The organism is Leptospira weilii serovar Ranarum str. ICFT (genome assembly GCF_000332415.1).
GTDB lineage: Bacteria > Spirochaetota > Leptospiria > Leptospirales > Leptospiraceae > Leptospira > Leptospira weilii_A.
In genome coordinates, this window is the sequence record NZ_AOHC02000041.1 from 38432 (window position 1) to 55247 (window position 16816).

At 41.6% G+C, this 16816-nt stretch carries 18 protein-coding genes; 14 read left to right on the forward strand and 4 right to left on the reverse strand.

Annotated elements, in window-relative coordinates:
* Positions 1 to 7: 7 nt before the first annotated feature.
* Positions 8 to 304: a DUF4269 domain-containing protein gene (locus LEP1GSC060_RS21025; RefSeq protein ID WP_036096468.1), complete on the reverse strand. Its 297-nt coding sequence runs from the start codon at positions 302 to 304 to the stop codon at positions 8 to 10.
* Positions 305 to 462: 158 nt separating this feature from the next.
* On the reverse strand, positions 463 to 990 hold the full coding sequence (locus tag LEP1GSC060_RS13410; RefSeq protein WP_003006697.1) for a helix-turn-helix transcriptional regulator: 528 nt from the start codon (positions 988 to 990) through the stop codon (positions 463 to 465).
* Positions 991 to 1262: 272 nt separating this feature from the next.
* Between LEP1GSC060_RS13410 and LEP1GSC060_RS13415 the strand changes: the two genes are divergently transcribed.
* The 4 genes from LEP1GSC060_RS13415 (at position 1263) to LEP1GSC060_RS13425 (ending at position 4755) form a co-directional block, all read left to right on the forward strand.
* The gene (locus LEP1GSC060_RS13415) at positions 1263 to 1799 is read left to right on the forward strand and encodes an ankyrin repeat domain-containing protein (protein WP_003005775.1); all 537 of its coding nucleotides are present in this window, start codon (positions 1263 to 1265) and stop codon (positions 1797 to 1799) included.
* Complete coding sequence (locus LEP1GSC060_RS20610) at positions 1796 to 2167, forward strand: hypothetical protein (protein ID WP_080634574.1); 372 nt, start codon at positions 1796 to 1798, stop codon at positions 2165 to 2167. Before LEP1GSC060_RS13415 ends, LEP1GSC060_RS20610 begins: the two co-directional genes overlap by 4 nt.
* Positions 2168 to 2475: 308 nt before the next feature.
* Positions 2476 to 3606 (forward strand): sensor histidine kinase, encoded by a 1131-nt coding sequence (locus tag LEP1GSC060_RS13420; protein ID WP_003006691.1) that lies wholly within the window; start codon positions 2476 to 2478, stop codon positions 3604 to 3606.
* A 15-nt stretch (positions 3607 to 3621) separates the two neighbouring features.
* Positions 3622 to 4755, forward strand: coding sequence for a sensor histidine kinase (locus tag LEP1GSC060_RS13425; RefSeq protein ID WP_003006104.1), 1134 nt, complete (start codon positions 3622 to 3624; stop codon positions 4753 to 4755).
* Positions 4756 to 5254: 499 nt separating this feature from the next.
* Here LEP1GSC060_RS13425 and cyoE read toward each other — a convergent pair whose 3' ends face one another.
* Positions 5255 to 6124 carry a heme o synthase gene (gene cyoE / locus LEP1GSC060_RS13430; protein WP_003005847.1) on the reverse strand — a complete coding sequence of 290 codons (870 nt, stop codon included), beginning with the start codon at positions 6122 to 6124 and terminating at the stop codon, positions 5255 to 5257.
* Between the two features lie 15 nt (positions 6125 to 6139).
* The gene (locus LEP1GSC060_RS13435; protein ID WP_003006112.1) at positions 6140 to 7087 is read right to left on the reverse strand and encodes a COX15/CtaA family protein; all 948 of its coding nucleotides are present in this window, start codon (positions 7085 to 7087) and stop codon (positions 6140 to 6142) included.
* 254 nt (positions 7088 to 7341) lie between these two features.
* On the opposite strand from LEP1GSC060_RS13435, the gene LEP1GSC060_RS20060 reads away from it, so the two are divergent.
* From LEP1GSC060_RS20060 to pckA, 10 genes are all read left to right on the forward strand, one after another.
* Positions 7342 to 7494, forward strand: coding sequence for a hypothetical protein (locus tag LEP1GSC060_RS20060; RefSeq protein WP_003006328.1), 153 nt, complete (start codon positions 7342 to 7344; stop codon positions 7492 to 7494).
* A 28-nt stretch (positions 7495 to 7522) separates the two neighbouring features.
* The gene (locus LEP1GSC060_RS13440; RefSeq protein ID WP_003006727.1) at positions 7523 to 8362 is read left to right on the forward strand and encodes an SCO family protein; all 840 of its coding nucleotides are present in this window, start codon (positions 7523 to 7525) and stop codon (positions 8360 to 8362) included.
* A gap of 10 nt (positions 8363 to 8372) precedes the next feature.
* The gene (gene coxB, locus LEP1GSC060_RS13445; protein WP_196221651.1) at positions 8373 to 9374 is read left to right on the forward strand and encodes a cytochrome c oxidase subunit II; all 1002 of its coding nucleotides are present in this window, start codon (positions 8373 to 8375) and stop codon (positions 9372 to 9374) included.
* 8 nt (positions 9375 to 9382) lie between these two features.
* A complete protein-coding gene (ctaD, locus tag LEP1GSC060_RS13450; RefSeq protein ID WP_036096470.1) occupies positions 9383 to 10987 on the forward strand; it encodes a cytochrome c oxidase subunit I in 1605 nt (534 codons plus the stop codon).
* Entirely contained in the window at positions 10974 to 11624 is a 651-nt protein-coding gene (locus tag LEP1GSC060_RS13455; RefSeq protein WP_080634575.1) for a cytochrome c oxidase subunit 3 family protein, read from the forward strand. Before ctaD ends, LEP1GSC060_RS13455 begins: the two co-directional genes overlap by 14 nt.
* A 452-nt stretch (positions 11625 to 12076) precedes the next feature.
* Positions 12077 to 12376 (forward strand): hypothetical protein, encoded by a 300-nt coding sequence (locus LEP1GSC060_RS13465; RefSeq protein WP_036096473.1) that lies wholly within the window; start codon positions 12077 to 12079, stop codon positions 12374 to 12376.
* Between the two features lie 411 nt (positions 12377 to 12787).
* A complete protein-coding gene (locus LEP1GSC060_RS13470; protein ID WP_003005927.1) occupies positions 12788 to 13453 on the forward strand; it encodes a hypothetical protein in 666 nt (221 codons plus the stop codon).
* An 85-nt stretch (positions 13454 to 13538) separates the two neighbouring features.
* Positions 13539 to 14084: a CarD family transcriptional regulator gene (locus LEP1GSC060_RS13475; RefSeq protein ID WP_000729197.1), complete on the forward strand. Its 546-nt coding sequence runs from the start codon at positions 13539 to 13541 to the stop codon at positions 14082 to 14084.
* Between the two features lie 41 nt (positions 14085 to 14125).
* Positions 14126 to 15160 (forward strand): PIN/TRAM domain-containing protein, encoded by a 1035-nt coding sequence (locus LEP1GSC060_RS13480; protein ID WP_003006495.1) that lies wholly within the window; start codon positions 14126 to 14128, stop codon positions 15158 to 15160.
* A 61-nt stretch (positions 15161 to 15221) separates the two neighbouring features.
* Positions 15222 to 16814: a phosphoenolpyruvate carboxykinase (ATP) gene (pckA, locus tag LEP1GSC060_RS13485; protein ID WP_003006180.1), complete on the forward strand. Its 1593-nt coding sequence runs from the start codon at positions 15222 to 15224 to the stop codon at positions 16812 to 16814.
* Positions 16815 to 16816: the final 2 nt, after the last annotated feature.

Genomic DNA, 16816 nt, shown 5'->3' on the forward strand with positions numbered 1-16816 from the left:
AAGATTGTCAAAAAAATTTCGTTGTCAAGCTGGATTCGCTTTTAAGAAGTCGGATTCTTTCCCTGAATTGTGATCCGGCAATCGAGAGAATTTGTTGTTCAACTTGGAGATAAACGAAACCCATTGGTTTGATGACTGGAACGTTTTGTCCGAATACTTCGTAAGAAAATTTTTTCGTTTTAAACGAACTACGATCGAATATCCGTTCTGAAAATTTTTGAAAATTCTGCCGAATCCGAACAGAGAACATCCACATCGCTAAACTCCTGATCGATTTCCATAAAAATGAAATTTCAAAATTCATGAATGCGAATTTTCGAATGGATAAACGCGTCTTTGTTCCGAAAGTCCTACGCTTTAGTTCCGTGAATCGCAAAAGGTTTAACTCAAATATTTTTTTTACATCGGAAAATTATAATTTTCGTAAGTAATAAATATGATGTTTTTCGGAACTACTACGAATCAATCCTCTTCCGGGAGCAAAGGGGAGATGAAATAGGCGATAAATTCCAACTTTCCCGTCGTCCCCGATTTTTGGTAGATGGAAAACGTTTGATTTTCGATCGTTTTCAGGCTCTTTCCTCGAATAGCCGCGATTTGATGATTGGACATTCCTCGCAGAAGTAAAAGAGCGATCTCCTTTTCCTTATCGGAAAGATCCCATTCTTCCAATTGCCTTTGAAGAGATTCCCAGAAGGATTGATTGGTGTGGACTAAAAGTTGATTTTTATTTTTGAGTCCTTCGATCACAACTCTGGCTGATTCTACGTCTGCTTGTGTACTTCTGATTTCTTGGAATAAAAAGAAAATTCCGACAATGGATAAAAGTCCGAAAGTAGTTTCGATCGTTGTAAAATAGGCTTGGGACCTTTCTATCCAGTTGATGTCGAACGCGAACGTTAGAATTTCTTCAAGGATCCAAAGGAAAATTAGAAAAACATAAATTGAAAAAAAGTAGAATCGTTTTTCTTGGGGAAACCAGAGTTTCATCTTTACCTTCTCGAAAGATTCTTATTCATCCGCAGTTTTTCGGGTAACGTCAAAACGTAATTTAAAAAATTCTAAGTTTTTATCCTAGCACACAAATGAAAATTAGAATTTTTTCCATCCAAGAGTCAAGCGGGATAAGGACTATTAAGAATTCTTAGGTAAAAACCACTAATCACAAAACGGTTTCTGAGTAATTCCCGCAATTGCTGTCTACACCTATTGATTGAGATGCGCAAAAAGATACACTGTTTGAGTATGCGAGGAAAAATCCCATGAAACTTTCTAATTTTATTTTTAAGAAATTTGGAAAATTTTTTTTTCATCAAAATATTCGGATGTTTGTTTGTAGTTTGCTTGCGGCGATTATTTTCATTTTTACCGGTTGTTTCGTTCCGCAAGAAAGATATACCTCTTATCCGAATCTAAGTCCCACAGACTACGTTTATAAAGGCGACCTACAGGGTTTGGAAAACTCGCTCCGCGCAGGACAAGGAATCAATCAAAGGGATCCTTTCTTTCGAAATTATACTCCTCTGATGGTGGCGGCGAGAGAAGGGGAATATCTGATTGCGGAATATCTCATTCAGAACGGTGCGGACGTGAACGCGAGGACTCGCGACGGGCATACGGCTCTGATGATGGCTGTGTTCAATCGATATCCGGAAATTGTGAAGTTACTCATCCGATCCGGGTCGGATTTGCACGCGACAACGGTTCAAGGCCATACCGCATGGTCCGAAGCTACATTAGAAGATTCTAAAAGAGTTCAGGAGATTCTTCTTCAAGCCGGTGCGGGTAAAAAACAATGAAACTGATGCGTTATTTTCTATCGGGGATTCTTTTTTTGTTTTTTGAATCGTGTACGGTCGATACTTCAGGCTGTGAAAAAAATTGCGAGATTCAACTATCCACCTGTCTTCTCGTTGCAGTCAATTCAGGAACCGCAAATCAGTCGTTCACCGTTCCCTTTGTTTGTTATCAGGTGTGTGATCTGTGTAAGGATAACTGTAGAGTAAAAACTTCTTCCGGCGGCGGAGTTGGATCCGTAAGAAGAGGCAGTAGTAATGGTGGAGGACGAAGTAGTGGCGGTGGGGGAAGCGGAGGAGGTCACAGCGGAAGTGGTAGCGGTGGAGGAAGTGGAGGTGGTCACGGCGGATCCGGAATTTTTACGCTTTAGAAAAATATAAAAAACCGCCGCAAAATTTACATTCGCTTACGAAAAGAGATGTTTCGATTTATCCTTGATAAAGGATGTTTTACCTGATTCTATATTGGTTGGATCTAGGGTCTCGTATTTTAGGCGATTTTTTGCGAGATAATTCGTTGGAACGAGTAGAAATAAATTCTTGTTAGAATAAAACAGGATTTTGGAAAGAACGCTTAATTTGTTTCGGACGGAATCGTATCTTTTCGATGAATTCCGTCCTATGTTATTGTTAGGGAAGAATCTTTTGAAATCTTTCTTTTAAGCGGAGCTGGGAAGCCATGGAATTTTTCGGTTTGATTGAGCGAATTTATAAGGACAGAGATTACTTAACTCGCAAACGAGCCGCGCATCTTTTTGTTTTTGACATTGCGGCAATTCTATTGGGAATTTCATCCGCCGTTTTTCTATGGTTTACGAAAGGAGAGATTTTTAGAGCAGGTTTTACCACTATGACCTTCGCCGCCGCCCTTTCTTGCCTACTACTGATACGGAAAAGGTTCGAGTTCGCTTTAAATATAATTCTATTCGCAAGCATTCTTTCGGTATCCGTCGGTTGGTTTTTAGGAATTCCCAATGCCGGCGGCGGCGACGTCGGCAATAAAAACATCGTTCTCAGTATATTCATTATGATTTTTTTATATTTTACGGATGTTAAAAAAACCATATTCATTATGATATACGGTTTTATTTTGATTTTCATCGATGAATTTTATCTCAAAAAACACGAAACCATTTATACCGCGGATCGAATCGGTCTATTCTTTATGTTTACCGTGATGTTGATTCTCACCGTAAAAACTTTGTCCGGATCCATTCAGGAAAAGAACGAATTGATTCACGAGATTCATCATCGTGTGAGAAACAATCTTCAAGTTATTTCCGGTTTGGTGGAAATGCACAGCGGATCGGACAAGGCAAGCACACAAATCATATTATCCGATTTTCAGAACCGTATATTAGCAATTTCTGAAGTTCATAATTATTTGTATAAATCGGAGAATTATTTCGAAATCGATTTTGCGGAAGTAATGGATAAGATCATCTTGGGTCTTTCTAGTAAACTGGGTAACCGATCCGTGAAGATCGAAAACAAAACCGAGTCCACCTTTTTGAGAATCGAGAATGCGATCCCGTGTGCCATGATTTTCAACGAGTTATTATCCAATTCCTTAAAACACGCTTTTCATTCCGAAAAGGGAACGATCCAAATTTTATTTCGAAAAGAGGGCGATATGTATCGTCTTCAAGTTTCGGATAACGGTTCCGGGATAAAGGATTCTAAGATTTGGTTGAAACCGAAAACCGCAGGTTTCACTTTAATACAAATACTAACGAAGCAGATGAAGGGACGTTTTCAAATTTTTTCGGATAACGGTTTTACAACGATTTTAGAGTTCATCGCGATTTAAAAAGGATGTAAGCGGATGAAACTTTCAGGATTGACCGATCAGATCTATAAAGACAGGGACTATCTTACTAAAAATAGGGCGTTTCATCTTTTTGTTTTCAATGTGGTATCGCTTTTACTGGGTATATTCGTAAATCTCTATATTCTGTTTATGAAGGGTTATTTTTTACGTCCCGGTTTTTTGATTATGCTGATCGCTTCCGCAATATCCATGATTTTTCTATTGAGAAAAAAATTCGAAATAGCGCTTAAAATCGTTTTAATTGCGAGCGTAGTCGCAGTCGGACTCGGATGGGTTTTCGGACTTTTGAGCGCTAAAACGCTTTTGGACGAAGGGAATAAGAATATCGCACTGGCAATATTCATAATGATTTTCTTATATTTTACAAATCTAAAGTGGACGTTTCTGATTACGGTTTATTGTTTTATACTGATATTTATCGAAGAATTTTTTGCAAAACAAAATCACGATCTCATACACATCGCGGATAGGATTGCGTTGTTCTCGATGTTTTCCGTGATTTCCATTATCGCGGTAAAAACTCTCCAAGGATCGATCGAAGAAAAGAACGAATTGATCCAAGAAATTCACCATCGTGTGAGAAATAATTTACAGGTTCTTTCCGGTTTGGTGGAAATGCACAGCGGATTGGATAAAGGGAATATTCAAAGTATTCTATTCGATTTTCAAAATAGAATACTCGCAATCTCTGAAGTACATAATTATCTTTATAAGTCGGAAAATTATTTCGACATAGATTTTTCGGAAGTGATCGAAGGAATTATCAACAATCTTTCCAATAAACTGGGTAAAGAAACCGTTCATATCGAAAATTCCACGAAGCAGACGTTTTTAAGAATCGAAAGCGCTCTTCCTTGCGCCATGATTTTCAGCGAACTTTTATCCAACTCACTGAGGCATGCGTTCCCTATGGAAAAAGGAACGGTCAGCGTTTATTTTCAAAAGGAAGGAAGCAAATATCGTCTGCAAATTACGGACGACGGTTCCGGCATTGAAGATTCTGAAACTTGGATGAAACCGAACACCGCAGGTTTTACGTTGATTCAGATTTTGACGAAACAAATCAAAGGAAGTTTTCAGATCTTGTCCAATTCGGGTTCCACTGCGGTTCTTGAATTTAACGCATAACAAAAACTTGATATTGTATTTTTCAATTCGAATTTTGGACGATCAATGTCTGTGCAAATCCTATCTCACGATCCGTACGAGCGTTTCAGCGCACAGTAGCATTACCGAACGCCAATAGAAGCGAGACTCTTTAGTTTCACAAAAATGTGGGAACTACTGCGTTTTCTTGTGCGGCGGTAAAGTTTCGTTTCCCCGCGGTAGGGATCAAAGCGGGGTCGATCCATTGCAAATCCGGAAATTTTCTTCTCTAAAACGACCCCCAATGGATCGACCGAAGCTGCGAGCCCGGTCCTGCGCTACTCAATGCGGTCCCATCTCTTTGGGTCGGCATCGCAGGAACCGCCCGAAATTTGCGGGAACTCCTGCAAGGTGGCGTTTTACGGTAAACTACTCGTTTTATAGTCTTGGATAGCCGGGAACTCCGCTTACGTTTTTAAACGAATGATAAGTTTCGTGCCATTATGGATAAAATCGGCGAAATTTTAATCTTTTCTAAAATTCAAAGAATATGATCGACTACGATCATGATATTCACTGCGAAAAGATGAAAGATTGAAAAGAAGAAAAATTTTCTCGCGGCTTGACGTTCGGGATTTTTGATCAATTGGTAGGAAAGAATTCCCATCCAGATACAAACCAGCACAACGGAAGTGAGATACAGAAAGCCCATCGAGGGTTCTAAAAAATAAAAACTAACACAAGAAAGAGAATAGAGAATCGTATAAAAAAATATGGACTTTGTCGTTTGATCGATTCCTTTAACGACGGGCAACATCGGAAAATCCGCGTCGGAATATTCTTCTTTAAGAAAAATCGCCAGCGCCCAAAAATGTGCCGGAGTCCATAAGAAAATCATTGTAAACAAAATCCAAGCTTGTATTGGAAGCGAATTTCCGATTGCCGCATAACCGATCAAAGGTCCCACACATCCGGCGACTCCGCCGATTACGATATTTTGGGTAGTTCTCGGTTTTAAAAGAATCGTATAAAGAAATACGTAAGAAATCAAAGCCGCAAGCGCACATAACGCGGTTAAAAGATTTACGTAAACTGAAAGTATGTAAAAGGACAATCCCATCATCGCAAAGCCGACTAACGTAGCCTGCGGAACGCCGATTCTTCCGGAAGGAACCGGACGGTTCGAAGTTCGTTTCATCTTCGCGTCTCGATCCTTTTCGATCACCTGATTGAAAATAAACGAAGCGGAAGACATCAAAAAAGTTCCGAATAAAGTGACCGCGATCAAAAAACCGGAAGGGGATTGTTCGCTTGCGAGATACAAACCCGGAATGATAGTTGCCAAAACCAGGGAAGTCACTCTGGGTTTGATCATTTGATTCCAATCGGAAAAAAAAGTGGAACTTGCCATCATAATATCCCGAAATTATTTTTCGGCCCTCCGTTTGTTTTCCGAAGTCAGTATAACTGCCCTGGAAATCAGGGAAAGGTAAGCGGAAGTGAGCAAAAGAACCGCAAAACCCGTGTGAAGCGCGGTTACGAGTTTCGGAAGTCCGAAAAATACATTCAAAATCCCTAAAATGATTTGAGCCACGACAAGATACATGGATATCTGAAGAAATCTTTTTGCGGTTGTCGGAAAATTTTTCCAAATGGCGAAACCCAACGCGATCGTAAGCAGGAACACGACCGCGTATGCGCCAAATCTGTGAAACACTTGAATTTTAACGATTTCTAATGGATGATCCGGAACCCACTGTCCCCAACAAGTAGGAAAGTCCGGACAAGCAAGTCCCGCATAATGAGAACTAACACGTCCGCCTAAAACGATCTGAACCACAATGCCGATCAAAAGAAGAAAATAAAAAACATTATCTTTTCTGAATAAAGCGTTCGCCTTGATGAAAACTTCCTTTTGATTCAGCGCCTTTTCTCTGGAATCGATGGAAACGGTAAGGATGACTAAAAAGAAAACGATCGCATTCAACAAGTGAAGATTTACCGAAGTGGGATCGAGTTTTAAGGTTACGGTCAATCTTCCGAGATTGATTTGTGAAATCAAAAGAAGAATCGCCAGTCCTAAATAGATTCCGAATTCTTTCCTGAGAATTTTATCCGTGAACGTCCAAATTGTAAGTCCCAAAAGAATCAGCCCTAAAAAACCGGAATAATAACGATGAGAAACTTCCATAAAAATCTGAAAATCGAAGGTCGGGAAAATTTTCCCAAAACAAAACGGCCAATCCGGGCAAGCAAGTCCCGAACCGGTGGCTCTCACTAAAGGCCCGTAGAGCAAATTCAAAAAGATAAGTATGCTCAGGAATAGAGAGATTTTATAAAACAAACGAAATTTTGAAGAAAGGTCGGAGTTCATTCTGTCAGGAAAGCCTTTTGTAAGGGGCTTCTAAATTACCATAATCGTAAGTCGGTCCTTAAGAGCAATGAAAGTTGTTGTAAAAATTAAGGCGCCAGCTCTTAGAAATCGTAATTTTTCCTGTGGATCGATCGAGGCTTTTCGGTTGTATTAAAATATTACTTCCAAAAAAAGAGATTCATCGAAACCTGTCCTTGAATCTTTTGGATTCTCTTCTTGTAAAAGAATGAGAATCAATTACAGGAGCCTCTTCCATGGCGCAGCAAAGTGGATACAATCAACCGGGATTTTGGACGTTTATCGTAGTTCTTTTAGGAAACTTAGCGTTCTTTGCTTACCTGTCTTTTTTCCATCCCGGAGTCAAAGAACATTCTCTCAACCTTCCTGCAAACGTTCAGGCGAAATAATATCTGGGAAATACCCCGGAGCTAAACCTTGACTCTTAAAAATTCCCTGGTTTCAGGGATCGTTTTTTTTATATTCACCGTTTCTCTTTACTCCTATGATCCGGCTGCTCGGTTTGATAAAAATGAAAAACCCAAGGAGCTGGAAGGAGTGGGAGTCAAAGAGAAGTTGGGAAATGGACTCGACCTTTCGCTTTCCTTTCGCGACGAAACCGGAAAGCCGGTTCTCTTAAGTTCGTTCTTTAAAAAAGATAAACCGGTTCTTCTTTCCCTCGTTTATTATAAGTGTCCGACGTTGTGTAACTTTCATCTGAATGGAATTACGGACGTACTCAAAAAATTAAATTGGGAAGTCGGAAACGAATTCGAATACGTCGCCGTTTCTTTTGATCCCAAGGAAACTTCCGATCTCGCAAGCGCCAAGAAGAACGCTTATCTCAAAGAATATTCTCGCGGTAACGGACAAGGCTGGCATTTTCTTACGGGAGATCAAAAGGAGATCAGCGCTCTTGCCGATTCCGTCGGATTTTCCTATAAGTGGAATCCTGAAAATCAACAATGGATTCATTCTTCCGTCGCTTATGTCATCACACCTTCCGGAAAAATCTCTCGTTATCTGCACGGAATTACTTTCGATGAAAGAACGTTGAAACTTTCGTTATTGGAAGCGTCTGACGGTAAAATAGGGGATTTCACCGATCAATTTGCCCTTTTTTGCTTTCAATTTGACCCCGGCAAAAATACATATACTTTGTACGCTTATAATATTATGAAATTGGGTGGGTTCTTCACTCTTCTCATTCTGGCGGCGTTCTTGATCCCATTCTGGATCAGGCATAACAGAAATTCCGAACTCATTAGGAAGGAGTAACTTCAAAAAAATGACCTGGTTGAACCTCATTACGGCAACAAGTTTTATGCCGGTTCAGGCTTCCGAAGTAGCAAAGAGCGTAGACAATCTCTATCTCTTTCTGCTCGTATCCAGTCTGATCTCCTTTGTCATTCTCATCGGGGGAATGACTTGGTTTATTTTTAAATACCGGAGAAAGACCGACGCGGATAAAACTGCCTATATCACACACAATACTTTGGCAGAATTTCTTTGGTCCTTTATCCCCTTGGTGATTATGATCGTGATTTTCTGGTGGGGTTGGATGATTTTTGCAGACCTCAGAAAAGTTCATGATAAGGGTGATATTGAAATCCACGTAACTGCAAGACAATGGCAGTGGACTTTCAAGTATGCGAACGGAGTTACCGTTGTTTCGCCTAACGCAACTGAAAAGTTAGACACTTTGTTTCAGCCGAATGGGATTTACGTTCCCGTAGGAAAAACAATTCGTCTTGTTATGACCTCTCAGGATGTTCTTCACTCTTTTTTCGTTCCCGCCTTCCGGAACAAAATGGACGTGATCCCTGGACGTTATACTACGCTTGTTTTTACTCCGACTGAAAAAGGCGACTTCGTAGTTTATTGCACAGAGTTCTGCGGAACTTCTCACTCGAACATGCTTTCCGCAATTCGTGTCGTGGACTCGGAGACTTACGACCAATGGTATGCAGCGGCTGAGAAAGCGAGCAAAACTCAACTTCCTCCTGCGGAACTTGGTAAAAAACTCTACGCGGAAAAAGCTTGTGCGGGTTGTCACTCACTCGACGGTTCTCGTCTGGTAGGTCCGTCCTACAAAGGTCTTTTCGGAAGTGCGCGAGAGTTCGAATCGGGAGCTGGAGTGACTGCGGATGAAAACTACATTCGCAAATCGATCCTGCAACCGACGGCTCAAGTCGTAAAAGGATATGCGCCTGCGATGCCTTCTTATCAGGGGCAACTTTCCGACGACGAAATCAACGCTCTGATCGAATATATCAAAACCCTTAAATAGGAGAGGACATGTCTACAGCAACCGCAAGTCACACTGACAACTACCTCAACCACGAAAAGGGAATCTGGTCCTGGCTCACGACAATCGATCACAAGCGGATCGGGATCATGTATTTCTTTGCGATTATGTCATTCTTCCTTTTGGGAGGGATTTTCGCGCTTCTGGTTCGTATCGAACTTTTTACTCCGGGACAGACCCTCGGATTCGTAACTCCGGATATCTACAACAGAATGATGACGTACCACGGCGCCATCATGGTGTTCATGGTAATCGTTCCCGGAATTCCTGCGATTTTTGGAAACTTCGTCCTTCCGATCCAATTGGGTGCCAAGGACGTTGCGTTTCCAAGATTGAACTTAGCGAGCTGGTATATCTTTATGTCCGGCGCGGCGATCGCGGCATTCTCCCTTTTTACTCAAAAAGTGGATACCGGTTGGACCTTTTATACTCCGTATTCCATCTCTAATTCCGTTTCCAACGGAGTTATCTTGTTGGTCATGGGCGCTTTCGTAATGGGATTTTCTTCCATTTTGACCGGGTTGAACTTCATCGTAACCACTCATAAATTGAGAGCTCCCGGAATGACGATGAACCGGATTCCACTGATGGTTTGGGCGTTGTATGCAACTTCCATCATTCAGGTTTTGGCAACTCCGGTTTTAGCGATCACTCTTCTGTTGCTCGTTGCGGAAAGAACCTTAGGTGTGGGAATTTTTGATCCGACTCTCGGTGGGGATCCGGTTCTGTTCCAACACTTCTTCTGGTTCTATTCTCACCCTGCTGTGTATATTATGATTCTCCCTGCGATGGGTATTATCTCCGAACTGGTGGCTACTTTCTCCAGAAAGATTATCTTCGGATATACCGCGATTGCGTATTCTTCTCTGGCGATCGCTGCGGTTTCGTTCCTGGTTTGGGGACACCACATGTTCGTATCCGGTCAGTCCGAGTTTGCGGGTGTTTTGTTCTCCTTTATCACAATGCTCGTGGGAGTTCCCACGGCGATCAAACTCTTCAACTGGATTTCGACGATGTATAAAGGATCCGTTCGTCTGGACGCTCCAATGCTCTTCGCAATCGGATTTATGTTTCTCTTTACGATCGGCGGTTTAACCGGAGTATTCCTCGCTTCTACCGGGATGGACGTTCACTTTCACGATACGTATTTCGTAGTGGCTCACTTCCATTACGTCATGGTGGGTGGAACTTTGATGGCGGTGATGGGAGCGATCATCTACTGGTTTCCAAAAGTTACCGGTAAGATGACTTCCGATCTTTTAGGAAGAATTTCCTGGGTCTTTATCTTCACCGGATTTAACGTAACTTTCTTTCCACAGTTTATTTTGGGATCGATGGGGATGCCGAGAAGATACTACGACTACTTACCTGAATTTACAAATCTGAACCAAATTTCCACAGTTGGATCTTGGTTGATCGGAACCGGATTCTTAGTAGTTCTTGCGGCCGTGATTCACGGTTTGATCGCAGGTAAAGCGGCTGGAGATAATCCTTGGGGCGGAAAAACTCTCGAGTGGACCATTCCTTCTCCGCCAACGCACGAAAATTTTGAAAAAACTCCAACCGTAACCGGAGGGCCTTATGAGTACCGTTAAACATGCGGAATTCCACCATGCTCATCACTTTGATAGTGCAGAGCATCAGTATGACGCTTCTAAACAAGGAATCTGGTTATTCCTTGTTACAGAAATTCTAATGTTTGGCGCCCTTTTTGTGGGTTATACCATTTATCATTCTTTGTATCCTGAAGTTTTCCACGCGGGAAGTCATCACTTGTCCGTTCCGATGGGAGCTTTCAACACGGTCGTTCTGCTTTTCAGTTCCTTCACGATGGCGCTTGGAATTCACTACGTTCAAGTGGATAAGAAAAAAGAAGCCGTGATCGCGCTTGCTGTAACGGTTCTTTGCGCTCTTACCTTTATGGTCGTGAAGTATTTTGAATATACCGCGAAGATCCATCACGGACTTCTTCCCGGTAAATTCTTTTCAAACAACGAGATGCCGGATGTTAAAAACTTGGCTATGTTTTTCGGTTTTTACTTCGTAATGACCGGGATTCACGGATCGCACGTATTGATCGGAGCGGGACTTATCATTTGGGTGATGATCAAGGTAATCAAAGGAGAATTGAATTCTTCTTATTACACTCCGTTGGAGGGTGTGGGTCTTTTCTGGCACGTAGTCGACTTGATCTGGATTTATCTTTTCCCGCTTCTTTATTTAGTGGGTTGAAATTTTCAGTTTAGAATTCTGAACCGGATTTTTCCGGAACAACAAACCCCGACGGTAAAACGCCGGGTTTTTTTATTTTTCGATCGTTTGGGCCGGTTAAATCTTACAAAGAGTAAACCTTGAATTTCTTCTTATCAATTCAAAGTGGGACGCGACGTCGCGATTCGACAAGATCCCTTTCTTAAGGATCTCAGTCGAACGATTTTGATTTCGTCTAACGGCAAGGCGGATTACGTTACACCGATCAGAGGAAAGAAAAATTTTCGTATAACCGATTTTATCATTCATTCAGGAAAAATAAAAGAATTGCCTGCACTTTCCGATGAATCTAATTTGCTTCGAAAAAAGCAAAGACGTCTTTTAAATTTAAGACATCTATAAAAGCAAATTCCCTTCTTGATCGAATAAAACAAAATCAAAACTTCAATAGATGATTTAAAGGAGCAAAATGTATGAAAAAAACGTTGATTTTAGGAATGATCCTTTCGGTTGCAATGATCGGTTGTAAACCGTGTTCGGACTTAGAAGCAAAAATCTGTGCGGACTTGGGTTCAAAGTGTGAAAAATGGAAAAGTATGGGCAAACCCGGAGTCCCTTCAGAGGATCAAGATCAGTATCGTTCCGGAAGGAGAAAATTAGTCGGGGTGATTCTTGAAAGCGTCGGCCTAATGGAACGGAACGCTCAGGCTTGCCAAGGTATATCTTCCAATTACGATGCTTTGATCGTTCCTTTAAAAAAATCCGTGGAATAAGTTTTTTCCTGAAAACTCGACGATGTTTTCCGAAAAGATACGGATCACATTGGTCGAGTTTTAAGTCCTTATTTTTTTTTAGTTGTTTTCGATTTCATTTCAATCGGTTGGAGTCGAACACCCTCCAAAAAAGAGGATTCAAACAGAATTATTTCGTAACAGAGGAACAGATTTTGAACATGACATATCCCTTACACCGATTAGTAGTGAAAACAGAAAGACTATCGATTCGGTTACTATCCATATCGTGACGTCAAGTTTTGATATCCATCTAAAAATCGGATGTAGCGATTTAGAAAACTCAAGTTGAATATGTGGGTCCTGTTTTAATTCTTTCGATTCGTTTTGAATTTTTTTTCAACAGAAATTATGCATTTAGGCCGATTTTAAAAATAGAACCAGGATTCCTGAATGCAGAATATCGATTATTCGAGAAGACTCAAACAATCTTCGGTCCGAACTCCGGGTCGCGAAACCGCCGATTTCAATCGAACAATTCAAACGGTTCAACACAATAAAAAATCCGGATCGCCGATTCAGATTTTCTCATCTACTCGTTCCGCCTTTGTTTTATTATTGGGTTCGATTTCCCTTTTTACAGCCGGTCTTGTTGTAGGTCTCAAACTGGATCACAAAGAGGAAACTTTTGCCCAAAACGAACTTCAGACTTTCAGAAACGTTTCTTCTCAAACAAGGAAGAATGAGAATGGCGGACTGAGATCCTTATTTCCTACAAAGGAAAACGAAGAACCCTTCAAAAATCAGGAAAGTCTTTCTAAATTAAATCCTAAAGAGTCCGGTGCAACGGATTCTAAGATATTATATCCGCCTCAAGCCGGCGAAACGAATTATCTGGTCGTAATTCCGACTTCGGATTCTCTGCAAGCGGTTGAACTTGGAAAAAGGCTTCTGATGGCAAGGAACGAGTTTAAAGGGAGAATTTTTCGTTCCGCTAAGGGCGAACTTTATTTGGGCTATTTTTATTCCGAAGAAGAAGCAAAAGAAGCCCTGGAAAAAATTCAACCGCTCAACGATCCGGCGTTTCATTCCGCAAAGGTTCGTTCATTGAAACTTTAATAACCTTTTCGGATAATTTTGTTGACTTTCGTCAAATTTATGCTATTTTCTTAAGCAGAGTTTTAACGGAAGTTATCATACTTACTTGGCTGCCAAAAAGAAAAATTCCGAAATCGAACACAAGGTAGGCGACTACGTAGTTTATCCCATCCATGGGGTTGGGGAGATTCTTGAAATCTCCAAAAAAAACATCCTTGGTAAAAAGAAGGATTGCTACGTTCTCGAGATCCAAGGTAGTAAGATGAAGGTTATGATACCTGTTGATAAAGCAGAACAGGTTCGAATTCGTCCTATCATCGATAAAAAAGAGATCAAGAAAGTCATCGCGCTCCTTAAGAAGGATGAAGTTGATACGGAAGAAGACTGGAAGATCCGCTACCAAAATAACCTCAACAAGATCAAATCCGGATCCATTTATGAGGTCGGAGAAGTTTGCAGAAATCTATTTCGTAGAGCGAGTGGAAAAGAACTTTCCATCATGGAAAGAAAACTTTACGAGAGCGCCTATAATCTTGTGAAAATGGAAGTTGCATTGAGTAAAGGTGTTACGCAGGAAGAAGCGGGGAATCTTGTTTCCGACGTATTGGCGAGCACCCTCTCTCCTAGTGAAAAAAAGGCAGAAGAAGAGTAAAAAGTTCCGCAAAAACTCAAATACAATTAAGGATTTGAGTTATGATTCATTTCTACAAAGTACTCACGTCTCTATTCCTCTCCGGAATTACATTTGCAGTAACCCATAAACAAGCAGGAGATATCTATTTAGCCGGGCCTATCGCCGGAGTCGTTCTGTTAGTTTCCATCATTCTTCTTTATGGAGAATCCAATCTTTTTCCAAAACTCAAAGCGGACGTCCTTTTTTGCGCCGGATTCGGCGCGCTTCTCGGACTTGCGATCGCTTGGTTTGTGGGAGCCGTCGTTCATTTTGAAGAATTAAACGTAGCCCTTTACTTTTTATTCGCGCTCTTTGGAATTCTCTCCGGAATCGCTTTCGCGAAAGAACCCGGTCTCGGAATTTTCGGCGGAGGCGGAACTTCAGGAAGCGGATTTGGAGTCGGCATCGAAAAGGAAGAAGTCAGAGATAAAATTCTCGATACTTCCGTGGTGATCGACGGTAGAATTCTAGATATAGCCGATACACATTTCTTGGATGGACCGTTGATTCTCCCTAATTTTGTTTTGAGAGAAATCCAGCTCATCAGCGATTCTTCCGATCCGATTAAAAGAGCGAGAGGAAGAAGAGGTCTTGAGATGTTGAACAAACTTCAACGCAAAGGATCGATCGAAGTAAAAATCACTTATAAGGATTATTCCGATACTCGCGAAGTGGACGCCAAACTGATTAAGTTAGCCAGAGATACCGGCGGTAAAATCGTAACCAACGATTTTAACTTGAACAAAGTCGCCGAACTGCAAGGTGTTAAGGTTCTCAACTTAAATACACTTGCGAACGCGTTGAAACCCGTCGTTCTTCCCGGAGAAGAATTGGGAATCCAAGTGATCAAAGAAGGAAAGGACGAAAATCAAGGAATCGGTTACCTCGAAGACGGAACGATGGTTGTCATTGAGAACGGCGGGCACCTCGTTGGAAAAGAGGTCAAAGTGACAGTGACGTCCATCATTCAAACGGCTGCCGGGAAAATGATTTTCACGAAAGCGAATCCGAACGGATCTTCCGAGAAGGGAAATCGCCAACCTCATCCTTCTTGAATCGGTTGACTTTCAGCTTTAGAGTAAAATAATTGAAATAGAATTCCCAAGGAGCAATCAAATGCAGGCCCAGACTCAGGTAAAAGGCTTGAAGGAACTCGGACTCGAACCTTCTGAAATTTTCCATAACCTTTCCTATGATGAGATTTATGAGCATGAGAAAAAAAACGGAGAAACCGTAGTTTCCAGCAACGGAACGATGATGGTAGACACCGGGATTTTTACCGGTAGATCCCCGAAAGACAAATATTTCGTGGATGAACCTTCCTCAAACGGAAACATCTGGTGGAGTCATATCAATTTCAAAGTATCCGAATCGATCTTTGACGAACTCTATAAGAAATGTGTAAACTATCTGAGTCACAAAAAACTTTACGTTTTTGACGGTTATGCCGGCGCCAATCCCGAAACCAGAGTGAGCCTGCGAGTTGTTTCCGAAAAAGCTTGGCAACATCATTTTTGCACCAATATGTTTCTTCGTCCTACAAAAGAAGAATTGATCGGATTGGATCCTGAATTTACGATCATCAACGCTTGTGGTATTAAGAACGAAAAGTTTAAAGAACACGGAATGAATTCCGAAGTGTTCGTGATCTTTCATCTTGCTAAGAAGATTTGTATCATCGGTGGAACCGAATACGGCGGAGAAATGAAAAAAGGGATTTTCTCCGTTATGAATTACAAACTTCCTTTACAGGGAATTCTCAGTATGCACTGTTCCGCGAACGTAGGTAAAGACGGAGACACCGCTCTTTTCTTCGGACTTTCCGGAACCGGTAAAACGACTCTTTCTACGGACCCGAATCGTAAACTGATCGGAGACGACGAACACGGTTGGGATGACAACGGGATTTTCAACATAGAAGGCGGTTGTTACGCAAAGGTAATCAACTTAGATCCTAAAACCGAGCCGGACATTTACGAGGCGATTCGTAAAGACGCTCTTCTGGAAAACGTGGTTTACGATCCTCAAACGAAAACGGTGGATTATTCCTCCGCGGCAAAAACGGAAAACACCCGAGTTTCTTATCCCATTTTTCACATCAATAATATTCAAACTCCTTCTAAAGGGGGACATCCAAAAACCATTATATTCCTAACTTATGATGCGTTTGGGGTTCTTCCTCCGGTTTCTAAACTGAGCATCGAACAAGCGATGTATCACTTCCTTTCCGGTTATACCGCGAAGGTTGCGGGAACCGAAAGAGGAATCAAAGAACCTACCGCGACTTTTTCCGCCTGTTTCGGAGCGGCGTTTATGACCCTGCACCCGACCAAATATGCTAAGTTGCTCGGTGAAAAAATGAAAAAACACAACGTGAGAGCGTATCTGATGAACACCGGCCTTGTCGGCGGATCTTACGGCGTTGGAAAACGAATGAATCTTCCTTCCACTCGTAAAATCATCGATGAAATCTTAAACGGAAACATCGAGAAGTCGGAGTTCGTGACTCACCCGGTTTTTCAAGTAGCATATCCTAAAACGATCAGCGGAGTCGACTCTGCGATTCTCGATCCGAGAGAGGCTTGGAGCGACAAAGCCGCTTACGATGAAGCCGCTAAGAAGTTAGGGGAAATGTTCATTAAAAACTTTAAGCAGTACGCGGAAGGATCGAAAGATTTCGACTTTACCGCTTTTGGCCCGAAAATCTAAGA

Excerpts from the sequence above, each read along its gene's own strand:
- LEP1GSC060_RS21025 (WP_036096468.1), bottom strand. The coding sequence starts at position 304 with ATGAATTTTGAAATTTCATTTTTATGGAAATCGATCAGGAGTTTAGCG.
- LEP1GSC060_RS13410 (WP_003006697.1), bottom strand. The coding sequence starts at position 990 with ATGAAACTCTGGTTTCCCCAAGAAAAACGATTCTACTTTTTTTCAATT.
- LEP1GSC060_RS13415 (WP_003005775.1), top strand. The coding sequence starts at position 1,263 with ATGAAACTTTCTAATTTTATTTTTAAGAAATTTGGAAAATTTTTTTTT.
- LEP1GSC060_RS20610 (WP_080634574.1), top strand. The coding sequence starts at position 1,796 with ATGAAACTGATGCGTTATTTTCTATCGGGGATTCTTTTTTTGTTTTTT.
- LEP1GSC060_RS13420 (WP_003006691.1), top strand. The coding sequence starts at position 2,476 with ATGGAATTTTTCGGTTTGATTGAGCGAATTTATAAGGACAGAGATTAC.
- LEP1GSC060_RS13425 (WP_003006104.1), top strand. The coding sequence starts at position 3,622 with ATGAAACTTTCAGGATTGACCGATCAGATCTATAAAGACAGGGACTAT.
- cyoE (WP_003005847.1), bottom strand. The coding sequence starts at position 6,124 with ATGGCAAGTTCCACTTTTTTTTCCGATTGGAATCAAATGATCAAACCC.
- LEP1GSC060_RS13435 (WP_003006112.1), bottom strand. The coding sequence starts at position 7,087 with ATGAACTCCGACCTTTCTTCAAAATTTCGTTTGTTTTATAAAATCTCT.
- LEP1GSC060_RS20060 (WP_003006328.1), top strand. The coding sequence starts at position 7,342 with ATGGCGCAGCAAAGTGGATACAATCAACCGGGATTTTGGACGTTTATC.
- coxB (WP_196221651.1), top strand. The coding sequence starts at position 8,373 with ATGACCTGGTTGAACCTCATTACGGCAACAAGTTTTATGCCGGTTCAG.
- ctaD (WP_036096470.1), top strand. The coding sequence starts at position 9,383 with ATGTCTACAGCAACCGCAAGTCACACTGACAACTACCTCAACCACGAA.
- LEP1GSC060_RS13455 (WP_080634575.1), top strand. The coding sequence starts at position 10,974 with ATGAGTACCGTTAAACATGCGGAATTCCACCATGCTCATCACTTTGAT.
- LEP1GSC060_RS13465 (WP_036096473.1), top strand. The coding sequence starts at position 12,077 with ATGAAAAAAACGTTGATTTTAGGAATGATCCTTTCGGTTGCAATGATC.
- LEP1GSC060_RS13470 (WP_003005927.1), top strand. The coding sequence starts at position 12,788 with ATGCAGAATATCGATTATTCGAGAAGACTCAAACAATCTTCGGTCCGA.
- LEP1GSC060_RS13480 (WP_003006495.1), top strand. The coding sequence starts at position 14,126 with ATGATTCATTTCTACAAAGTACTCACGTCTCTATTCCTCTCCGGAATT.
- pckA (WP_003006180.1), top strand. The coding sequence starts at position 15,222 with ATGCAGGCCCAGACTCAGGTAAAAGGCTTGAAGGAACTCGGACTCGAA.